Annotated in this window: 21 protein-coding genes, 1 pseudogene, 1 riboswitch and 1 other annotated feature; of the genes and pseudogenes, 5 read left to right on the top strand and 17 right to left on the bottom strand. The window is 35.7% G+C overall.

Annotation, left to right across the window (positions count from 1 at the left end):
* Positions 1–95: 95 nt before the first annotated feature.
* A complete protein-coding gene (locus LRP84_RS04365; RefSeq protein WP_230573960.1) occupies positions 96–614 on the bottom strand; it encodes a hypothetical protein in 519 nt (172 codons plus the stop codon).
* A gap of 228 nt (positions 615–842) precedes the next feature.
* Positions 843–965: pseudogene (locus LRP84_RS04360) on the bottom strand (site-2 protease family protein); the annotation flags it as partial.
* Between the two features lie 151 nt (positions 966–1,116).
* Here LRP84_RS04360 and LRP84_RS04355 point away from each other — a divergent pair.
* Complete coding sequence (locus LRP84_RS04355; RefSeq protein ID WP_230573959.1) at positions 1,117–1,314, top strand: hypothetical protein; 198 nt, start codon at positions 1,117–1,119, stop codon at positions 1,312–1,314.
* Between the two features lie 57 nt (positions 1,315–1,371).
* On the opposite strand, the gene LRP84_RS04350 is transcribed toward LRP84_RS04355, so the two are convergent.
* Positions 1,372–2,238, bottom strand: a complete 867-nt coding sequence (locus LRP84_RS04350; RefSeq protein ID WP_230573958.1) for a YhfM domain-containing protein — start codon at positions 2,236–2,238, stop codon at positions 1,372–1,374.
* Positions 2,239–2,349: 111 nt separating this feature from the next.
* On the opposite strand from LRP84_RS04350, the gene LRP84_RS04345 reads away from it, so the two are divergent.
* The gene (locus tag LRP84_RS04345) at positions 2,350–3,126 is read left to right on the top strand and encodes a class I SAM-dependent methyltransferase (protein ID WP_230573957.1); all 777 of its coding nucleotides are present in this window, start codon (positions 2,350–2,352) and stop codon (positions 3,124–3,126) included.
* A gap of 33 nt (positions 3,127–3,159) precedes the next feature.
* On the opposite strand, the gene LRP84_RS04340 is transcribed toward LRP84_RS04345, so the two are convergent.
* The gene (locus tag LRP84_RS04340; protein ID WP_230573956.1) at positions 3,160–3,369 is read right to left on the bottom strand and encodes a hypothetical protein; all 210 of its coding nucleotides are present in this window, start codon (positions 3,367–3,369) and stop codon (positions 3,160–3,162) included.
* A gap of 302 nt (positions 3,370–3,671) precedes the next feature.
* Here LRP84_RS04340 and LRP84_RS04335 point away from each other — a divergent pair, with 302 nt between their 5' ends.
* Positions 3,672–5,213 carry a bifunctional metallophosphatase/5'-nucleotidase gene (locus LRP84_RS04335; RefSeq protein WP_230573955.1) on the top strand — a complete coding sequence of 514 codons (1,542 nt, stop codon included), beginning with the start codon at positions 3,672–3,674 and terminating at the stop codon, positions 5,211–5,213.
* A 160-nt stretch (positions 5,214–5,373) separates the two neighbouring features.
* On the opposite strand, the gene LRP84_RS04330 is transcribed toward LRP84_RS04335, so the two are convergent.
* The 7 genes from LRP84_RS04330 to gltP form a co-directional block, all read right to left on the bottom strand.
* The gene (locus LRP84_RS04330) at positions 5,374–6,006 is read right to left on the bottom strand and encodes a response regulator (RefSeq protein WP_230573954.1); all 633 of its coding nucleotides are present in this window, start codon (positions 6,004–6,006) and stop codon (positions 5,374–5,376) included.
* On the bottom strand, positions 5,999–7,060 hold the full coding sequence (locus LRP84_RS04325) for a sensor histidine kinase (RefSeq protein WP_230573953.1): 1,062 nt from the start codon (positions 7,058–7,060) through the stop codon (positions 5,999–6,001). The genes LRP84_RS04330 and LRP84_RS04325 overlap by 8 nt, the downstream gene beginning before the upstream one ends.
* Positions 7,060–7,800 carry a cell wall-active antibiotics response protein LiaF gene (gene liaF / locus LRP84_RS04320; protein WP_230573952.1) on the bottom strand — a complete coding sequence of 247 codons (741 nt, stop codon included), beginning with the start codon at positions 7,798–7,800 and terminating at the stop codon, positions 7,060–7,062. Before liaF ends, LRP84_RS04325 begins: the two co-directional genes overlap by 1 nt.
* Before the next feature lie 258 nt (positions 7,801–8,058).
* Positions 8,059–8,721: a PspA/IM30 family protein gene (locus tag LRP84_RS04315; protein WP_230573951.1), complete on the bottom strand. Its 663-nt coding sequence runs from the start codon at positions 8,719–8,721 to the stop codon at positions 8,059–8,061.
* A gap of 45 nt (positions 8,722–8,766) precedes the next feature.
* Entirely contained in the window at positions 8,767–9,123 is a 357-nt protein-coding gene (locus LRP84_RS04310) for a lmo0954 family membrane protein (RefSeq protein WP_230573950.1), read from the bottom strand.
* 193 nt (positions 9,124–9,316) lie between these two features.
* Entirely contained in the window at positions 9,317–10,627 is a 1,311-nt protein-coding gene (locus LRP84_RS04305) for a Na+/H+ antiporter NhaC family protein (protein WP_230573949.1), read from the bottom strand.
* A 97-nt stretch (positions 10,628–10,724) separates the two neighbouring features.
* A riboswitch (SAM riboswitch) is annotated at positions 10,725–10,829 on the bottom strand.
* A 182-nt stretch (positions 10,830–11,011) separates the two neighbouring features.
* Entirely contained in the window at positions 11,012–12,283 is a 1,272-nt protein-coding gene (gene gltP / locus LRP84_RS04300) for a glutamate/aspartate:proton symporter GltP (protein ID WP_230573948.1), read from the bottom strand.
* Positions 12,284–12,712: 429 nt separating this feature from the next.
* Here gltP and LRP84_RS04295 point away from each other — a divergent pair, with 429 nt between their 5' ends.
* Both LRP84_RS04295 and LRP84_RS04290 read left to right on the top strand, forming a co-directional pair.
* Positions 12,713–14,038, top strand: coding sequence for a murein hydrolase activator EnvC family protein (locus LRP84_RS04295; protein ID WP_230573947.1), 1,326 nt, complete (start codon positions 12,713–12,715; stop codon positions 14,036–14,038).
* A 150-nt stretch (positions 14,039–14,188) separates the two neighbouring features.
* Complete coding sequence (locus LRP84_RS04290; protein WP_230573946.1) at positions 14,189–14,356, top strand: hypothetical protein; 168 nt, start codon at positions 14,189–14,191, stop codon at positions 14,354–14,356.
* A 176-nt stretch (positions 14,357–14,532) separates the two neighbouring features.
* Here LRP84_RS04290 and LRP84_RS04285 read toward each other — a convergent pair whose 3' ends face one another.
* The 6 genes from LRP84_RS04285 to LRP84_RS04260 form a co-directional block, all read right to left on the bottom strand.
* Positions 14,533–15,876 (bottom strand): sodium-dependent transporter, encoded by a 1,344-nt coding sequence (locus tag LRP84_RS04285; protein ID WP_230573945.1) that lies wholly within the window; start codon positions 15,874–15,876, stop codon positions 14,533–14,535.
* A gap of 111 nt (positions 15,877–15,987) precedes the next feature.
* Positions 15,988–16,233: a binding site (T-box leader), on the bottom strand.
* A 54-nt stretch (positions 16,234–16,287) separates the two neighbouring features.
* Positions 16,288–16,752 carry an NUDIX domain-containing protein gene (locus LRP84_RS04280; protein WP_230573944.1) on the bottom strand — a complete coding sequence of 155 codons (465 nt, stop codon included), beginning with the start codon at positions 16,750–16,752 and terminating at the stop codon, positions 16,288–16,290.
* A 75-nt stretch (positions 16,753–16,827) separates the two neighbouring features.
* Entirely contained in the window at positions 16,828–17,439 is a 612-nt protein-coding gene (locus tag LRP84_RS04275) for an NAD(P)-binding protein (RefSeq protein ID WP_230573943.1), read from the bottom strand.
* On the bottom strand, positions 17,408–18,166 hold the full coding sequence (locus LRP84_RS04270) for a sirohydrochlorin chelatase (RefSeq protein ID WP_230573942.1): 759 nt from the start codon (positions 18,164–18,166) through the stop codon (positions 17,408–17,410). Before LRP84_RS04270 ends, LRP84_RS04275 begins: the two co-directional genes overlap by 32 nt.
* A 1-nt stretch (position 18,167) precedes the next feature.
* Complete coding sequence (cobA, locus tag LRP84_RS04265; RefSeq protein WP_230573941.1) at positions 18,168–18,944, bottom strand: uroporphyrinogen-III C-methyltransferase; 777 nt, start codon at positions 18,942–18,944, stop codon at positions 18,168–18,170.
* 192 nt (positions 18,945–19,136) lie between these two features.
* A complete protein-coding gene (locus tag LRP84_RS04260) occupies positions 19,137–19,349 on the bottom strand; it encodes a DUF3906 family protein (RefSeq protein WP_098309491.1) in 213 nt (70 codons plus the stop codon).
* Positions 19,350–19,356: the final 7 nt, after the last annotated feature.

The following is a 19,356-nucleotide window of genomic DNA, read 5'->3' as shown; positions in this document are numbered from 1 at the left end:
TATCTTCGTTAAGAAATTTCTCGTGAGATCGAGAAGAATGTTACTGTATATTAAAGTAACATCAATAATAAAAAGACATACTAAGTATGCCTTTTTTACTGTGCTTGTAATGCCTGTTCTATTACTTTTACATCTTTCCCATTTCCAAACTCTGTATACCCCCAAATATTCGTTTCACCTGTATATTTGTTTATAAGAATATCAAGGTCATGATATACACGATGTGCATAAATGATATATTCAATATTACGATCTGCTATCCCTTTTTTCAAAATTTCATAACTTCGTTTCACATCTCGTTTTATTTGCTTGTTTTTTACTTTTGTCTCAAAATCTTTTAAAGATTGCTCCTGCTCTTGAGACCATTTAATTAAATGATTCCAATCTCCATCTGTATATTTTTCTGCTTTTCCATAATTTAAAAAGCCGTTATAGCTTTCGTGTGTCGTACGAATAAATTGTAACACTTCTTTCGTCTCATCGACCTCTTCTACTTTCGGCATTGTTGCTACACCAACTGGCTTACTCGCATAGTGTACAAAAAACTTGGTTAAGCCGTAACTCATGATTCCCATCACAAAAAGAATTCCAAGTATACTCCACATCTTTTTCATACACCCTACTCCTTTTCCTTATGTAAATATTACATTCATTTCTATAAAGTGTAATATTTGTAATTTTCTATAAAGAAGTAAGGATTCCTGTATAAATTGTTCTTACCATTTCGACAACATTTTTCTACAAATTACGTGTCGGAGGTTGCTCTTGCAAGATAGTATTGCCTTGATATGTAGCATATCCGAGTACTGCAAGTAATAACACATACAAAATTAACATATCTATATCACTGCATAAGTACCGAGAGATAGCAACATACTAAATACAGTAGAAAATTTTGCTAGTTTCACAATAGCAAATACCCACTTTAATTTAGACAGCAGAAAAACACCAACTGCTGCAAGTATTCTCCATAATCATTTTGTATTTTGTTTCATATTCCTCTCATTACCAATAATCTTTTTCTTTTTATTATGCCATATATTTTAAGTTTATTGGAAATCACTGTTTAATTGATCCATTTTTGGCCAATACTATACATGCAAGGAGGTGAAAACGGTGACATTACAATCTGTTATGATCGGTGCCTTATCTTTTCTAGCTTCTATGCTTATTTTTTATACTGTTGGATACGTATTACTATTAGATTGGCTGCCAAACAATATTTTCATTAGCTCCATTATCCTTTCTGCACTTATTATCGCTTATTTTATTACGCGAAAATCTATGAGTGAACCGTCAACAAAAACAAAATAAAAGAGTGATGATATCTTATCCATCACTCTTTTTCTCATTTCCTAGAAGAAAGCCTCTTCATCTTTCTAACTCCATCTTTTCTCCATATTCTTTCACTATTTGAATAATATTTTGAAACGCACCAATCTCTTCTTTTTTATGATTAAACATTTTTAAATCATATTGATCATAATACGCTTCTAACATTTTTAGTTGAGACGATGATAAATTGTTAGCCGGAACAAAAAAGTTCACTTCATATTGTTTATATCCTTCTTTCACTATTTCACCTTGAATTGGATCACTTTTTTCTTTATTTATTATCTTTTGTACTTTCGGAGGAAAATGTAATTGAAAATAATAATTTTTTTCTTTTTCTAACTTTTTATATAATGCATCTGAAATCGTGTAATACACCGTATAATGAACTGTATTTTCCTTTGTTTTAATGTGAAAACGCGTAATTTGTAAATCCTTTTTCGTAATTTCAGTTATAGTTGATTGTTGTTCATCCTCATTTTGTGTTGAGGGTGCTGTTGGAAACAAAGAAAGCAGCTTTTCTGTATCCGCCTTTGATATAAGGTAGAAATTTTTTGTATCGGTTTCTTTTTGTAACCAACCTGTTCTCGCTTCTGTACGAAGCCAAGCTTTATACTTTTCTTCTTGTCCATTTTTCTTAATTTTAATTACATATTCCGGTTCACCTAATTCACCTATTACGTTTTGTTTCTCCGCTTTATTTATAATATTTGCAACAATTTTTGCTTTCTCGTCCTTCAATATTTTTTCCTCTTGTCCTGTTTGGGATACAATTATTTGTATGCTCTCTTCCATAACACTCCCCGCTTCTTTTGCTGATTTCTCACCTTGTTCTATTTTCTTATCCATTTGGTTACATGCAACTAATAAGAAAAGAACAAACATGAATAACCATTTTTTTCGCATAGCTCCCATCCTCATTTCTCAAAATAAGAAAAGCTTATTGTTCTCAAAAGAAAACAAAATCAACCTAACAAACAAAATCGGATATTATATACATGAAAGGGGGTTTACAGCATGCCAATAGATTTTCACAGTCCAAACAATAAATATACGTATACAAATCGTCAAGCAACAGATTCATGGACATTTATGATTCAAAATATTATAAACGTCAAAGAAAAGAGAGTGATTGATATTGGATGTGGTGGTGGTATTTATACAAAACAACTCGCTATGATGGGGGCAGCTGAAGCAGTTGGTTTTGATTTTTCAAATGAGATGCTCGAAGCTGCCAAGGAAAATTGCGCTCACATACAACACGTTTCATTTGTACAAGGTGACGCTCATAATCTTCCTTTTGCAGATGCAACCTTTGATATCGTTATATCACGAGCTGTTATTCATCATCTAGAACATATTCCACAATTTTCACAAGAAGCATATCGCATTTTAAAGCGAAACGGTATACTTATTCTCCAAGATCGAACAATTGAAGATTGCACGATTCCAGGAAGTTCAGAACATATTCGCGGCTATTTCTTTTCTTGCTATCCAAAATTACTCCATACAGAAGCTAAACGAAGACCTAAAACAAATCAAATACTACATTGGTTACACAACAGCGGCTTCCATACAAATCCTATTGAAACTCTTTGGGAAGTTCGTAAAGTCCATCCTTCAATTGAAAATTTACTTCAAGATTTATCACCTCGGACAGGTCGTTCTATTTTACATGAATTATCGGACGATGAGCTCTCTCAATTATTAGAGCATATTCACTCTAAACTTCATAACAAATCTCCTATTATAGAACAGGATCGTTGGACTATTTGGACAGCCGTGAAAGAGTAGCAAGCCTCACAATGTGTGAGGCTTGCTACTCTTTCATAACCTTGTTCGGCAACACTCTTGATATCCACCGCTTCTTGCTTGTGCTCTACCACACTTCGAACATACTAAAAATCTGGATTGATTTCCAAACAAACTACCTTTATCAAAAAGTAACACTCCTGCTTGTTTAAACGAACGAGAATAATATAACCATATAAAACCACAAATTGCAGTAATACATATCAATACACCCATTACAAGCATCTTCGTCACCTCTACTTTGTTGTTCTTTCCAGCAAGTGGATGATTACATTATTCTCTACACTACACAATAAATCCTTCTTTTTCTCATGAAAACTCCCGACACTTACCTCCCTCTAATCTTACAGTGAAAGATTTTCTCCTATTTTGATAAAGTGAAACTTCCCTCAGTGGGGGTCTTACTGCCCATTAATGCGGGATAAAAAATCTTACAATTCCCACAAAAAATTTACGATTTTTTAATAAAATAAAAAGTTGTCCTTCTATTACAATAAAAATACCAGTATATGTAAAGGAGTGACAACATGATTAACTTTATTTTATGTATCCCTTTTCTCATTTCTATAACTCTTTCTTCATTTTTTCCTACTTCAGAACCTTCCGAACTACAGGTGCAAATAATCGGATTAAATGATTTGCACGGACAAATCAATACAACTACAATGCTACACGGCCAACCTGCTGGCCGCGCTGACTATATAGCCACCTATATCAAATCATATAGAGAAAAATTTCCCCATACCTTACTTGTTCATGCCGGTGATATGATTGGTGGAAGTCCTCCCATTTCTGCTCTCTTTCAAGATGAGCCAACAATAGAATTTTTAAATATGCTGAAATTTGATGTCGGAACAGTTGGTAATCATGAATTTGACGAAGGTATAGACGAACTAAAGCGACTAATTGATGGTGGTTTTCATCCAAAAACAGGTATGTTTCCAGGTAGCTCTTTTCCTTATGTTTGTGCAAATGTAGTAGCTACTAACACAAATGAACCTCTATTTCCACCATATGCGATTAAGTGGATCAATGGTATTCCGATTGCTTTTATTGGCATCGTTACAAAAGATACACCTTTTCTTACTATGCACAATGATGTTTCAGCGGTCACTTTTTTAGATGAAGCTACTGCTGTTCAAACATACGTACGAGAATTACAGCAAAAAGGCATCCATGCAATTATCGTTCTTGCTCATCTAGCTGGTAAGACAACAGGCGGAATTACCTACGGGCCACTTGCTGATTTAGCAAGCAAACTTGACGATGATGTAGATGTATTATTTGGTGGGCATAATCATTCTTATATGAATGGGTATGTCAATGGAAAACTACTCGTTGAAGCGTATTCTTACGGAAGGGCTCTTGCAAATGTGCAGCTCACAATCGATCGCAAAACGAAAGATATTACAAAAAAAACAGCAAAGATTATTCCTACTTATCATAATCAAATACAACCTAATCCAATCATCCAAGCATGGCTACAAAGATATCAAACAAAGATAGCTCCATTAACTGAGCAAATACTTGGAAAAAGTGTACACGAGCTGACACGAGATCAAAATAGAAATGGGGAAAGCGACCTTGGTGCTCTTCTTGCTGCATCTCAACGTCAAGCTATGCAGGCTGACATTGCATTCGTCAATCCAGGTAGTATCCGCCATGATTTACCAGCTGGTTCCATTACATGGGAAAATACCTTTCTCATCCAACCTTTTGAAAATAAACTCATTAAAATGGATCTAACGGGTAGAGAAATTCGAAGTGCACTGTATGAACAATGGACTGATGAAATACGTATGTTACAAGTATCTGGAATTCGTTACACATGGAAAGAAAATAAGTTAATATCAATTACACTAGAAAATGGTGAACTACTCGAAGATGATGCAACATACTCTGTCGTAGTAAATTCTTTTCTGGCAAACGGAGGAGATAAATTTACAATTTTCCAAAAGGGACGAAATCGCGTTGAAGGCCCGACAGATCAAGAAGCATTCGCAAATTTCATTCGTTCTACTCCATCTTTAGAAAGCATCCAAGCCAATCATATTCAAAAATTGGATTAACATCATGAAAAACATGTTAAAAATATTTACCTTTATATACAGAAAGAATCGAATGACCTTTACCATATATCGGATATTCTTTTTACAGAACTACAACCTTTTAAACAAGTAAACATAACACAAAACAATGCAAAATAAAAAGGCGTTTTTACGGCCTTTTTTATTTTGTAAGCTGGTGGCGAAACGCATAAATAACCGCTTGCGTACGATCACTTACATTTAACTTATTTAAAATATTACTTACATGCGTCTTTACTGTTTTTAAAGCAATGAATAGCTCATCTGCAATTTCTTGATTACTCTTTCCTTGTGCAATTAATAATAAGATTTCAAACTCTCTCTCTGTTAATTCTTCGTGTAGCGGCTGTTCTTTCTTTTGACGCATACGTGACATCATTTTCCCAGTAACTTTCGGTTCAAGCACTGTTTCTCCATCGTACGTTGCCCGCACTGCATCTGCTATATCACTTGCTCTTGATGTTTTTAATAAATAACTAGTTGCACCGGCTTCAATGACTGGATACAGTTTTTCATCGTCTAAAAAACTTGTTACAACAACAATTTTCGCTTCCGGCCATTCTTGAATAATCGCACGCGTTGCCTCGACACCATCCATTTCATCCATAACAAGATCCATTAAAATAATATCTGGTTTTAATGATAATGCTAATTCCGAACCTTTTCTTCCGTTTTCTGCTTCTCCTACAACTTCAATGTCCGGCTGAGTTGATAAATAAGCAGATACACCCATACGAACCATTTCATGATCATCAACGAGCAATACTTTAATCATGCTGTTCCTCCTCTCTATCTATAAGAATCGGCACTTTCACCTCAATTTGCGTTCCTTTATTCGGGAAGCTTAATACCTTTAAAGTTCCGCCAATTTCATGGACACGTTCTTGCATGGAACGAAGACCGTATGATCCAGCTTTATTGACGCCTACTTCAAAACCTACGCCGTCATCAATAATTTTTAAAATTGCATATTCATCAATTTGACGCAGCCTTACTTCTGTTTTCTTTGCTTGTGCATGTCGCAATGTATTTGACAACGCTTCTTGTACAATACGGAATAAGTGATCTTCTACACCTTTTTTCAATTGAATTGGCTCAATCCACCATTCAATCTTCATATGTTGTTTTCTTGAAAGCTCCGTTAATAATTCTTCAATACCTTCTGTTAATTTTTTACCTTCTAATTGAACAGGACGTAAATGAAGAAGCAATGCTCTCATTTCTGATTGTGCATTTACAACCATATTTTCAACAAGTTGTAATTGTTTTTGAGTAGCTTCTGATATATTAGCGGTTTGCTCGTTAATTGCCGCTATCATCATCGACATAGCAAAGAGTTGTTGACTTACAGAATCATGAAGCTCCCTAGCTAAACGATGCCTCTCTTCTGAAATAACTTTTTGTCTCATTTCTTCATTCCAATGCGCCCGTTCATTCGTTACTTTTTGAAATAATCCCGCTTGCTCCTCTAATCTCCTAGCAAGTGCAATTACTTTTCGCTCTACTTCATGAAATTCATCTTCTGCAGTAAACGAAGCATCCTTTGGAAAATTTCCTCGTTCTACTTCAAATAAAAAAGTCGTTAAACCTTGAATACGCTGCTGCATATAATAACCAATTGCATACCCAACAACTCCACCAATGAGAAGACTCGTACAGATAAGAAACAATCCAATTGGAACAGAAGCAATGGATTCTTTCCATAATAAATCATATACAGATTGCCCACTTTTCCATACATATACAATGGTACAAATGAATGCAATACTACTAGAAGATAACATAGAGTAGCGAATATACATCCATGAAATATTCTTTTGCCTTTTCATTATATTTTCCTCACTTCCGTATCGCCTACGATAAGCGAAGAAATAATTTTAATACGCCTAGGAGCTTCTTTATAGTGTTCTGTTTTGAATGTTACATTGCGATTAAAACCTGTTTCTTCATGATTAGGAAGCAAAACTTTTCCAATAACAACAGAATGATTTAAAGATAGTTCAATATCGTATGGAACATACAAACGGATATTACCAATAACACCACGAATAACAATGACGGTTTCTCCTTCTGGAATCATAGCTGTTGTTAAATCAATTTCAATATCACCGATTCCATACTGGACATTAATATCTTCTAACTCATAAATATGATCCATTATTCGTACGTTACCAACCATTATATTCTTAAGATACGGTTCTGTTCGATAGATTTGTTTTTCTTCATTTATATATCCTTTTTCCTTAATTTCGACCTGTACCATTTTTGACTTCTGCTGACCTTGTATAAGCTGATAACCAACGAAAGCTAAACAAGCAAATAGAACGAGCACGAAGGCTGCTGATGAAAACAGGAATAATACAAAAATGAGCCCTCCGACAAATAAAAACAAATTCCCTCTCACATACCGATTCTTTTTTCGATAATGCCTTCCAAACATAATCATAATAAAAGCAAAAATAAGGGCACCCGGTTCAAAATGTCCGAGAATCATATCAAGAACAAGACCAAATCCAAATATAATGAGGAGCATTCCTACAAATTGTGTTTTCGAAAATTGTTTCTTCATCTCAGCTCCCCTTTCTTTGTCGTATATAAAGTGAAACTTCTATCAGTGGGGGTTTTTTTCATCCCCCACTGATAGTTAGTTGAACCAATCGGGCTTTTACGGGCAGTTATCCCCCACCTATCTTCCTCGTCTCTCTTTGAATCTTGGAGTGGGGGTTTACTGCCCGTTAATACGGGATAAACAGAAGAAAAAGGTATTGCATTCCAACACCTTTTCTTCTATCACTATATCATAAGCTTGTTTTATAATGTACTACAATTATTTTGCTGATTCTTTTGTTAAAGATACTTCATCCTTTTCCTTCATTTCACGCTCAAGTTTAGCGATTTTCAGATCAAATGTATCCCGAGCATATTCATCATTGATGTGCAGCTCTAAATTACGAATATGATCTTCAATTTCTTCAAATCGTAAAAACGGATTATTTTCCTCCATCTTATGAAGCGCGGAATTCATACGACGGTTTGCATGTGCCATATTTTCACGCGCCATTAATTCCATACGCTTTGCATGCATTTCTTTTAATTTATTTTTCATTTGAGATAGACGCTGTTCTAATTCATCAATTTGTTCTACAACTCCCGCATACATTTCTTCTAAGCGAGCAACTTGCCCCTCATAATATGCTACTTCTTCTAAAGCACGTTCGTGCAACTCTAGGACGCCTGCTTCTTTTGCAATTTCCGCTTGTTTTGCTCTTTTATTTACGAGATAACGAGCCCCTTCAAGTTCACGAGAAAAATTAGATTTTAATGTTTTATGACGCTCAATTAACTTTTCAATTTTTGTTACTTCACGCTCACTATCACGTAAATATTGATTTAACATCGCAATTGGATTTTTTCTTTCCTTTTCGTCTAAAACATTATGAAAATCTGCAAGTATTGCCTCGCGTACACGTCCGAATAATGATTGTTTCATTTTAAATCTTCCTCTCTTCTACTTTATTACTTTAATTGTTTAATATTAGTTATTTTTCATTAACTTGTTCCATTCATCTTCAAAATTGCTATATGGTTTAGAACCTTCTGAAGCAGACTCTACTACAGCTTTTTCTTTTTTCCATTCGCGGTATCCATAATATAGAACAACTAATGCTACGATACCGATTAATGCTGGTGAATTAGAAAGGCCAATTGACAAGCCGACTAAACCGACAATACCCCAAGCTAGCTTTCCAAAAAATGATCGTGCTCGCACAAATGATTTATAGCTCCAACACACAATCCCTGCTCCAATTGCTAATCCTACAATACCAGCAAGACTTCCAAGAGCAATTAAAGCCAAAATACCAGCTGCGATAAACGCTAAAAACTGTTTCATCTTGTGCTTGCCTCCCTTCGATTTGATACTCTTATCTTAACTATTTTTTCATTTTTCTATAACGAGCTTAAGAACCGTTTTCTTCTCAGACTTAAGTCCTATTCATCATCAGACCTATATTTAAAGTGATCTGAAATTAGTCGTTATACCCAAAACAAAAGAGGATGCCTTCTACAAGACATCCTCTTTTTCATTATGCTGTTTTTTCATATTTCTTTTTCTTAGGCGAAAGACGCGGAAAATTAATTACAATTGAAACAATACCGCAAACCGCAACTAACATTGGATAAAATGAATACGGTAATAACTCAACTGGTGAAAGTGAAGCAAATCCTGCTGCTGTTAACATTTGCGCACCGTATGGGATTAGTCCTTGTACGCTACAAGAAAATAAATCTAACAAGCTCGCAGATTTTTTCGGATCAATATTGTATTGATCTGCAATATTCTTTGCGAGTGGACCTGTGAAAATAATAGAAATCGTATTATTTGCTGTGCACATATTTGTCATACTTACAAGACCAGCAATTCCAAATTCAGCACCTTTTTTCGAGCGAATATTACGCGTTAGTACATTCATTAAATAATGAATGCCGCCGTTATATTGAATAATTTCAACCATTCCACCGATTAAAATCGCTAATAATACCATCTCCATCATACCATTAATTCCTACTGTGACACTTTTAAAGAAACTTGCTAATGTGTAGCTTCCATCTAACATGCCAATGATACCAGATAACACTGTTCCTCCAGTTAATACAACTAGTACGTTACATCCGAGCAGCGCTGTAATTAACACCCCTGCATACGGTAAAATTTTCACCCAGTTAAACGCATGTGCTGTCATATTTGTATGAGTTCCTAACGTAAGAACGATTAAAAGTATACTCGTAATAATAGCAGCTGGTAATACAATCAAGAAGTTTGTTTTAAATTTATCTTTCATTTCCGTTCCTTGTGTACGCACCGCAGCAATCGTCGTATCTGAAATAAAAGATAAATTGTCACCAAACATCGCTCCACCAACAACTGTCGCCATAGCAAGTGCCATAGAAATATCCGTTTGTCCACTAATTCCTACTGCAATTGGCGCCAATGCTGCAATTGTACCCATTGACGTTCCCATCGCTAATGAAATAAATGCACCTATAATAAACAGTCCAGCAATTAAGAAACCTGGTGGCAAAATAGAAAGGGCTAAGTTTACCGTTGCTTCAACAGCGCCCATACCTTTTGCTGTTTCAGAAAATGCACCTGCTAATACAAAGATTAATACCATAATCATGATATCTGGATTGCCAGCCCCTTTAGCAAAACGTTCAACCTTTGTCGTAAAGTTTTCTTTTCTGTTCATTACTAATGCAACAGCAACTGCAATTAAAATAGCAACTACGATTGGTAACTTATAAAAATCTCCTGTAATCACACCAGAACCAATAAATAGTGCTAAAAATATACCAAGTGGCAATAATGCCCATCCATTTCCTTTTGTTTGTTCCAAAGTAATATCCTCTCCTATTTCTAAACCTTTCCTTCACAAGAGCGAAAAAGACCTCTTCTAAAGAGAAGAGGTCTTATATATCATATAAGAAACACTCTTCTCATCTACCAAGCATGTCGCTTGCTGGATTTGGCACAGCACTCTAAATGAGTCCGCTGCCGAGGCATCGTAGGGCCAGTCCCTCCGCCTCTCTTGATAAGAAGGTTTCATATTATATTTTGCTTGAATCAATCTCTTCTTACTTTACTCACTGCAGAAGAAAATGTCAAACATTATTTCTATCAAAATAGTTGGTATTTTTTTGATATTTATACAAAATTACGAATGAATTACTCCTTTCATACAGAAAAACCCTCACGTATAACGTGAGGGTTTTGTTAGAATTTAAGCTGCTTGCTTCTCTGAAATCTCTTTCAAATAAGCTTGTCCTTTTTCTGCGTCGTACTGTCCTTCCCATTTAGACATAACAACTGCAGCTAATGAGTTACCTACTACGTTTACTGCTGTACGTGCCATATCTAAAATACGGTCAATACCAGCGATAAACGCTAAACCTTCAGCCGGAATACCTACTGTATGAAGCGTTGCTAATAATACAACGAATGATACGCCTGGTACACCTGCAATACCTTTTGAAGTAACCATTAATACGAGAAGCAATGTAATTTGCTCTGAAATTGATAAATGAATACCATACATTTGCGCTAAGAAAAGAGCGGCAATTGCTTGATATAATGTTGAACCATCTAAGTTAAATGAATAACCTGTCGGAATAACAAAAGATGTAATGGCTTTCGGGCAACCAAAACGCTCCATCTTTTCCATAATCTTTGGTAGAACCGTCTCTGAGCTCGCTGTAGAATAAGCTAAAATAAGCTCGTCTTTTAAAATCTTAAAGAACTGAAAAATATTAATTCCAAATATTTTTGCCGTAAGACCTAATACAACAACAACGAAGAAAATCATTGCTCCATAAACAACAATAACTAACTTACCTAGCGGAATTAATGATGCTACACCAAACTTAGAAACCGTTACGCCAATTAACGCAAATACACCAAACGGCGCAAATTTCATTACTTGATTTGTCACCCAAAACATTGCATCTGCTACACCTTGGAAGAAATTCAGAACTGGCTTCCCTCTTTCTCCAATTGCAGCTACTCCTAAACCAAATAATACAGAGAAGAAAATAATTGGAAGCATATCACCTTTTGCTAACGAGTCCATAATATTCGTTGGAACGATATTTACAAATGTGTCTGCAAATGAGTGGTGCTGTACTTGCTCTGTTGTAGCTGTATACTTAGAAATATCTGTTTTTTGTAATTCTGACATATCCACGCCTTTTCCTGGCTGGAATATATTTGCTACTAATAAACCAACAATAATCGCAATTGTTGTAATGATTTCAAAATAAAGGATTGTTTTCCCGCCTAATCGGCCAAGCTTTTTGATATCACCAACGCCTGCCACCCCAATAATAAGACTGGCAACAACGATCGGTACGACGATCATTTTAATTAAGCGGATAAAAATATCACCAATCGGTTGTAAAATCTTACCAACCATCGGATCACCATAAAAAATTGCTCCTACGGCAATACCGAGAGCAAGACCTATTAAAATTTGCCATGCAAGTCCAATTCTTTTCATACTTGCTGCAACCCCCTTCTTAGATGTTCCTAATTTTTTATATTCTATTTTTCTACTAAAATATAAAAATCGCAGTATTAAATATTATGAGACTATTCAATACTTTCGCCCCTATTAAAATGATAAGGCAAAAATAGAAATCTGACAACTAAATAAATTTTCCTCTGTGCAAATATTTTTCTTGACAAAAATAAACCTGATGTCAGAAGACCTCACATGAGAACGATTCCTTCTTCTCTTATTTCTCGATATATGTTAGTTCGTAACATCAATAAATTTTCATAGTAGAGACGAACAATTTATACATGATTTTCTTGTAATTTCCGACATTTAATAACAATTACTTAAATATTTTTTTACATTATCATTACAACATAGACATTTTTCTCCTTTCTGTGATTATATAGAATAGGGAAAGGGGATAGACAGATGAACAAAAAAATAACAGCGTTTAGTTTACTGACAGCCGGCTCTATTTTCGTTTCTCCATTGCTTTCACCAGTATATGCGGAGACGAGTCAAGATAAATTATCTAATATCCAATCACAATTAGAAGGTAAACAACAAGAAATACATACGAAATCAGCTGAAAAACAACAAATCGAAAAAGAAATACAAGATTTACAGAAAAAAATCGATGAATTAACTGCTTCTATTAATAAAAATGAAGCAGATTTAAACGCAACAAAAGCTGAAATCGAAAAAACACAAAACAGTATTGATGAGAAAAAGAAACATATTGAAGAACTACAGAAAAAAATTGATACACGTCAAGAAGTAATTAAGCAGAGATTACAGTCCATGCAAGAGCAGCCACGTACAAATTTAATTACAGAAGTATTAATTAACACGAACAATATCGCTGAACTAATAGAAAATATGTATTCTGTAAGTGTAATTTTAAATAATGATACAGATATCGTAAAACAGCAAACACAAGATCAAGAAACTGTTAAAAAAGAAAAAGAAGCGATTGAGAAAAAGGAATCACAACTTAAGGAATCTGAACAAACATTACAGAAACAACAGCAAGAACTACAAGCAAATCAGCAACAACAGCAAGCATTAATTACCGATTTACACAAAAAAGCTTCAAAGATAGATTCTGAGATGGAAAGTTTAGATGAATCAAAGACTATTTTAGAAAACCAACGTCAAGCTGTTCAAAATGCAGTTGAAGAGGAAAAACGTGCAGCAGAAGCAAAAAAAGCTGAAGAAGCAAAAAGAGCTCAGGAACAAAAACAATCTCAAGAACAAAAACAATCTCAAGAACAAAAACAATCTCAAGAACAAAAACAATCTCAGCAAGCCGCTCCTTCAGCGCAAGCGCAAGCCCAACCTACATCTCAAGTGAAAAATACTGGCGGTTTTATTAAACCAGCAGCTGGTAGATTTTCTTCTGGATTTAATGATCCATCACGTGATCGTCATAAAGGACTTGATATTGCAGCTCCTGGAACCGTACCAATTGTCGCTGCAGCCGATGGAGTTGTTATTCGCTCCGATTTCTCTAGTAGCTACGGAAATGTTGTATACTTATCGCACCGTATGAACGGTCAAACATATACAACTGTTTATGCTCATATGAGTAGCCGCTCTGTTTCAGTTGGACAAAAAGTAACACAAGGCCAACAACTCGGTTTTATGGGAAATACAGGTGATTCAGAAGGACAACACTTGCACTTCGAACTGCACATCGGCGAGTGGAATCAAGCAAAATCAAATGCTGTAGATCCAGCTCCTTATATTAAATAAAAAAACTCGGCAATTGCCGAGTTTTTTTATTTATGGAAAACAAGTGAATCCCATCTTTCACATGTACTTCTTATATATATTTTATGATTTTTAACACCTTCTAGGCATTACACATATAATAACATAAAAGCTTTTTGAGGAGGTCTACACATGAATCAAGAATCACAAGCAATTGCAGAATTACAAGAAGCCAAAGAGACATTTATAGGCCGATTATTTTCATTAGTTGGATCCGGTATCTTTTTTATTGGTGCCTTCATCGCAGCCGTTGTAGGTTTTAAAACATATACTCGTCTATTACAAACTTCTACATCATAATAAAGTGAAACTTCCATCAGTGACGCTTTTCTCACTGATGGTTAGTTGAGCCAATCGGGCTTTTACGGGCAGTTATCCCCCACCTATCTTCTTTGTTTTTTCTGAATCTTGAGGTGGGGTCTTACTGCCCGTTAATGCGGGATAAAAAACGGAGAATATTCTCCGTTTTTTATTAACTAAAGTACACCAATAACGTTTAAAAAGACAAGAAGAACCGTAATCGGAATAACGTAACGAAGCAAGAAAAACCATACGTTAAATAATATCTTCCCTCTTGTGTCTTTGACTTCTAATTCTTGTATTAACAACTCTTTCTTCATTTTATTTGGTACAAAAAGCGAAATTGCTAGTACACCAAGTGGAAGTAATACGTTACTCACCGAAAAATCCAATAAATCAAAAACTGTCTTTCCGAATAATTTCACATCGCTCATGATTCCAAATGATAATGCTGCTGGAATTCCAACTACGAAAATAAGTAATCCAATTAAGAGCGATGCTGATGGACGCTTCTTTTCATCCTCTTTCGCTACGGAAGCAACAACAATTTCGAGCATAGAAATTGCCGATGTAAGCGTTGCAAAGAAAAATAGAATTAAGAATAAAATAAAGAAAAAATGCCCGAAAGGAATTGTTCCAAACACAGCGGGAAGAACGACAAATAGTAACCCTGGCCCTTCTGTTGGACTAACACCTAACGCAAAAATCGCTGGAAAAATCGCTAGCCCTGCAAGTACAGTAATAAAAACCGTTAAGCTTGTAATCGATATTGCTGATTTTGCTAAATGTTCTTCTTTTTTCAAATAAGAACTATATGTGACCATAACAGACGCTCCAACTGTTAATGAAAAGAACGATTGCCCCATCGCATATAAAATTGTTTTTGCTGTCAATTTCGAGAAATCCGGTTTTAAGAAAAATTTAACGCCTTCCCACGCTCCGTCTAATGTAAGAGAACGAACAATAATTGCAAGAAACAGAACAAATAATAGCGGCATCATATACTTACTTGCTTTTTCAATTCCTTTTTCTACACCTTTACTTACTATAAAAATTGTGCAAAGCATGAAAAGGAATTGTGCGCCAATTGCACTTACTGGATTTGAGATTGTTTCTCCAAACAACTTTGCGTAATCAACAGCATCCCCCCATAATCCACCCGTTACACTATAAAACAAATAAAGTAAAATCCAGCCTCCAACAACACTATAAAATGCTAAAACACAAAAACATGTTACAACTCCCATGCGGCCAATCCATGGATATAATTTATTATTTGGTACTAATACTTTATATGCTGTCACTGCTTCTTTTTGCGTACTACGACCGATAACAAATTCCGCCACTAAAAGCGGCAGACCGATAAATACTGTCATGAATAAAAAGACAAGGAAAAAGGCTCCTCCTCCACTATTTCCGGCAACATACGGAAACTTCCAAATTGCCCCAAGTCCAACTGCTGCCCCGGCTGCTGCGAGTACAAAACCAATTTTCGACGTCCATTGCTGTGTTTCTTTCATTTTCACTTCTCCTGATCTGAATATTTCCATTTTTTTCATTCATATACTTTCAGTTCATACTCGCCCACCTCCTTTAGAAAATAAAAAAGTCCCCTACACGCTATGATGCATGTAGAGGACGATATATGTAATATAATACCGTGGTACCACCTCAATTGGATATAATTATCCCACTTTTCAGGTACAGGAATGCTTCCGATACCTTATCCTTGTAACGGCGGAACCCGGGTTGCCTACTATTAGTTCAACATACCTCTCGCAAGCCCATTCTGTATATTTTATCGTACCGGGCTCGCACCTTCTCCCAGCTCTCTGAACGCTTCAAATATACGTACTCTTCTTGCTCATTGATTTCATGTATTGAAGTTCATTGTGATTATAGAGGAGATTATTGCATTTGTAAAGAACAAATTAATTTACATCTCCTAAATATACTTCTGTCTTTTCATGATGAATAAAATGTCGTTGCAAGTAGACACGTAGTGTTTGCGGATATAAGCGATACTGCTCAATGTTACGTAACGGCAACCACTCTACTCCAATTTGATCTGTATCTAGCTCTGTTGCGCGTTCTATATTCGGTTCACTAAGAAGTGTACATGAGAACATATATTCAATTTGATGAACATCAAAATCAAACGCAGCATGTTCATGATTTTTACCAATATATTCTCTAATAAATAATAGCTCATTCGGTTTCACTGCTGCACCAATTTCTTCTAAACACTCTCGTTTTACCGTCTCTATAAATGTTTCTCCTGGTTCTTGACCACCGCCAGCCAGTGTATAGTACTCCCCATCTTGGTCACGCTTTTTAATTGCTAAAAAATGATCATCCCGTACAATTAATGCTTTTACTGAATTTCTGATTTTCATATCTCTTCTCCCCCTTTTCAGCAATGCATTCTTTATTTTATTAAAAGGAGGAGAATATTACAAACTATCAAAATACTAAGTTTTGTTTTCATTTAATGAATACAAAAATTTTTCTCGTTGCTGTGCATTTTGTACATAAACAGACTTAAGCACTTCCTGTAACACAACATTCTGCGTCTTCTTATCTACTTGTAACTGCTTCACTTTCATACGTACATCATATAAGAAATTTACATATTCCTCATAACTATCATCATATTTACCTGCAATTTCATCACGAATTTTTTTCGCAAGCTTTGGGCTTGCCCCGCCAGTAGATACAGCAATATTCAATTTCCCGCGATGAATAGCTGCCGGAAAATGAACATTACCGCTCTCAGGATTTGTAATTACATTTACAAGTTGATTCGGTGCTGCGTCATTTGCAATTCTCTCATTTAACAGTGCATCACTCGTTGCAGCTACGACTAAAAACGCACCTTCAAGATCACTTGTTTCATATTCTTTTTGAAACCAGCGAATTTTCTCTTCTTCTACAAGCTGAACTAAACTTTTATCAAGTTTTCTACTAATCACAATAATACTAGCTTCTTTTTGCAATAAAGGTGCAATCTTAAATGCCGCGACTCGTCCGCCGCCAATGAAAACAACACGTTTATTCTTTATTCGCACTGTTAATGGGTACATATACATCCTCCCTTATCATTTCTTCTGTACATTTTATTAGCATGTCTTGAAAAGCCTGGTTTTTGCTTAAATACGGACATAATACAATGTGAGAATGGTTGTTTTTCCGAACTGCTTTTTCAATTCTCTTCATTAACAATCCTGTGAACAAAAGATACGGAAGGATAACAATAGGGGCGTTCGTTGTTTGGACAAGTTCATGTAACTTCTCTTCAAATTGTGGCTTGGCCGCTGCTAAATAACATACTTCTACCTCTGCTACTTCATCCGCTGTTTCAAACAATGTCGCAATGTCCCTGACATCTCTTAACGTTTCTTCATCACTACTCCCCCTTGCTACAAGTAAAAGGGTAACTCGTTTGCCAATCGTTTTAATTCCGCTACCATCTAGAACTGCAGTAACAAGTTCGCGAGAAACACCAAATGGATTTCCATATAAAAATGACACATGAGGATACTGACTTTGTAACCGCTCTAACTCCTCAGGAATATCCTTTTTGACATGAACTGCCGCTAATAAAAAGACAGGGACAATCACAATTTCAGTTGCTCCCTTTTGGATACAAGTTGTAACCCCCTCGGCAATCGAGGGGGACGCTAATTCTAAAAAGGATACTTCTTGAATAGGAGCTGAGATACGCTCCATACAAGATGTAACAAAAGCAGCTGCTTCTTCACATGCTTTCTGTAAACGACTGCCATGACAAATATATAATACTGCTTTCATATTAAAGTGCTCCGCTAAGTGGATGCGAATGTTCAAACGTTTGTTCAAACCAATGAATTTTCTCACGGAAGCGTACGACTTCACCAATTACAATCATACTTGGATTTTGAATTTGTTCATTTTCTGCCACAGATACAATTGTTCCTAATGTTCCTGTAATTGTACGTTGAGATACTGTTGTTCCCCACTCTATCATTGCCACCGGCGTATGTTCACTTTTTCCATGTTTTAAAAGCTGTTCACATATATAAGAAAGGTTACTTACACCCATATAAACAGCAAGCGTATCCACACCTTTCGCTAAGTTTTCCCACTTCACCTCTTCTTCTGCACCTTCTTTCCGGTGCCCTGTTACAACCGCAAAACTTGTACTAGCTTCTCGGTGTGTAACAGGAATTCCCGCATACGCAGAAGCTGCAATACCAGCTGTAATGCCTGGAACAACTTCAAACGGAATACCATGTTTCACCAATGCTTCCGCTTCTTCTCCGCCTCTTCCAAACACAAAAGGATCTCCGCCTTTTAGACGCGTCACAATCTTGCCTTTCTTTGCATATTTCACTAGAAAAGCATGAATCGTTTCTTGCTTCATTGTGTGGTAGTTTGGAAGTTTCCCGCAGTAAATTAAATCCGCTTCTGGCTTTGCATAAGAAAGTAATTCTTTATTCACAAGACGATCATATAAAATGACATCTGCTCGTTGAATACATTTTACTCCTTTAACAGAAATTAAATCTGGGTCGCCAGGTCCCGCACCAACAATGTACACTTTCCCCATACTTTCTCCCCATTTCTTTTATAAAGTGAAACTCCCATCTTTCATTAACCGGACCAATCAGGCTCTTGTGAGCATTTTTTCTTTATGACACACTTAACATCAACCAAGTAATAAAGTGAAACTTCCATTTGTAGAATTTTTTCTACAAATGGAAGTTCACAAATCCTTATCTTACTGCCTGTTAGCATCGTATTAAGTCGTTTCCTGTTCATGCAGAACAAAAGCTGCACCCTTTCGAATTTTCTTTTTCTCATATAAAGAAATCTCTTTCACTTCCGGTAAAGGCAAAAAATATTTTTCAAGTTCTATTTCAACGAGACGAAATGCCTGCTCTTCACTTTGTGCAACAACGACTACAGGAACAACACCATTTGCTAAAACAGCTTCAAAACGATATAAGTCCATATTATTC

It is taken from the genome of Bacillus rhizoplanae, from assembly GCF_917563915.1.
Taxonomy (GTDB): Bacteria; Bacillota; Bacilli; order Bacillales; family Bacillaceae_G; genus Bacillus_A; species Bacillus_A rhizoplanae.
The sequence above is the reverse complement of the archived record's forward strand: the minus strand, read 5'-3'. Positions and strand labels throughout refer to the sequence as shown.

What these genes read in the sequence shown, in the direction of transcription:
- LRP84_RS04365 (WP_230573960.1), bottom strand. Translation starts at nt 614, where the DNA reads ATGAAAAAGATGTGGAGTATACTTGGAATTCTTTTTGTGATGGGAATC.
- LRP84_RS04350 (WP_230573958.1), bottom strand. Translation starts at nt 2,238, where the DNA reads ATGCGAAAAAAATGGTTATTCATGTTTGTTCTTTTCTTATTAGTTGCA.
- LRP84_RS04345 (WP_230573957.1), top strand. Translation starts at nt 2,350, where the DNA reads ATGCCAATAGATTTTCACAGTCCAAACAATAAATATACGTATACAAAT.
- LRP84_RS04340 (WP_230573956.1), bottom strand. Translation starts at nt 3,369, where the DNA reads ATGCTTGTAATGGGTGTATTGATATGTATTACTGCAATTTGTGGTTTT.
- LRP84_RS04335 (WP_230573955.1), top strand. Translation starts at nt 3,672, where the DNA reads ATGATTAACTTTATTTTATGTATCCCTTTTCTCATTTCTATAACTCTT.
- LRP84_RS04330 (WP_230573954.1), bottom strand. Translation starts at nt 6,006, where the DNA reads ATGATTAAAGTATTGCTCGTTGATGATCATGAAATGGTTCGTATGGGT.
- LRP84_RS04325 (WP_230573953.1), bottom strand. Translation starts at nt 7,060, where the DNA reads ATGAAAAGGCAAAAGAATATTTCATGGATGTATATTCGCTACTCTATG.
- liaF (WP_230573952.1), bottom strand. Translation starts at nt 7,800, where the DNA reads ATGAAGAAACAATTTTCGAAAACACAATTTGTAGGAATGCTCCTCATT.
- LRP84_RS04315 (WP_230573951.1), bottom strand. Translation starts at nt 8,721, where the DNA reads ATGAAACAATCATTATTCGGACGTGTACGCGAGGCAATACTTGCAGAT.
- LRP84_RS04310 (WP_230573950.1), bottom strand. Translation starts at nt 9,123, where the DNA reads ATGAAACAGTTTTTAGCGTTTATCGCAGCTGGTATTTTGGCTTTAATT.
- gltP (WP_230573948.1), bottom strand. Translation starts at nt 12,283, where the DNA reads ATGAAAAGAATTGGACTTGCATGGCAAATTTTAATAGGTCTTGCTCTC.
- LRP84_RS04295 (WP_230573947.1), top strand. Translation starts at nt 12,713, where the DNA reads ATGAACAAAAAAATAACAGCGTTTAGTTTACTGACAGCCGGCTCTATT.
- LRP84_RS04290 (WP_230573946.1), top strand. Translation starts at nt 14,189, where the DNA reads ATGAATCAAGAATCACAAGCAATTGCAGAATTACAAGAAGCCAAAGAG.
- LRP84_RS04285 (WP_230573945.1), bottom strand. Translation starts at nt 15,876, where the DNA reads ATGAAAGAAACACAGCAATGGACGTCGAAAATTGGTTTTGTACTCGCA.
- LRP84_RS04280 (WP_230573944.1), bottom strand. Translation starts at nt 16,752, where the DNA reads ATGAAAATCAGAAATTCAGTAAAAGCATTAATTGTACGGGATGATCAT.
- LRP84_RS04275 (WP_230573943.1), bottom strand. Translation starts at nt 17,439, where the DNA reads ATGTACCCATTAACAGTGCGAATAAAGAATAAACGTGTTGTTTTCATT.
- LRP84_RS04270 (WP_230573942.1), bottom strand. Translation starts at nt 18,166, where the DNA reads ATGAAAGCAGTATTATATATTTGTCATGGCAGTCGTTTACAGAAAGCA.
- cobA (WP_230573941.1), bottom strand. Translation starts at nt 18,944, where the DNA reads ATGGGGAAAGTGTACATTGTTGGTGCGGGACCTGGCGACCCAGATTTA.
- LRP84_RS04260 (WP_098309491.1), bottom strand. Translation starts at nt 19,349, where the DNA reads ATGGACTTATATCGTTTTGAAGCTGTTTTAGCAAATGGTGTTGTTCCT.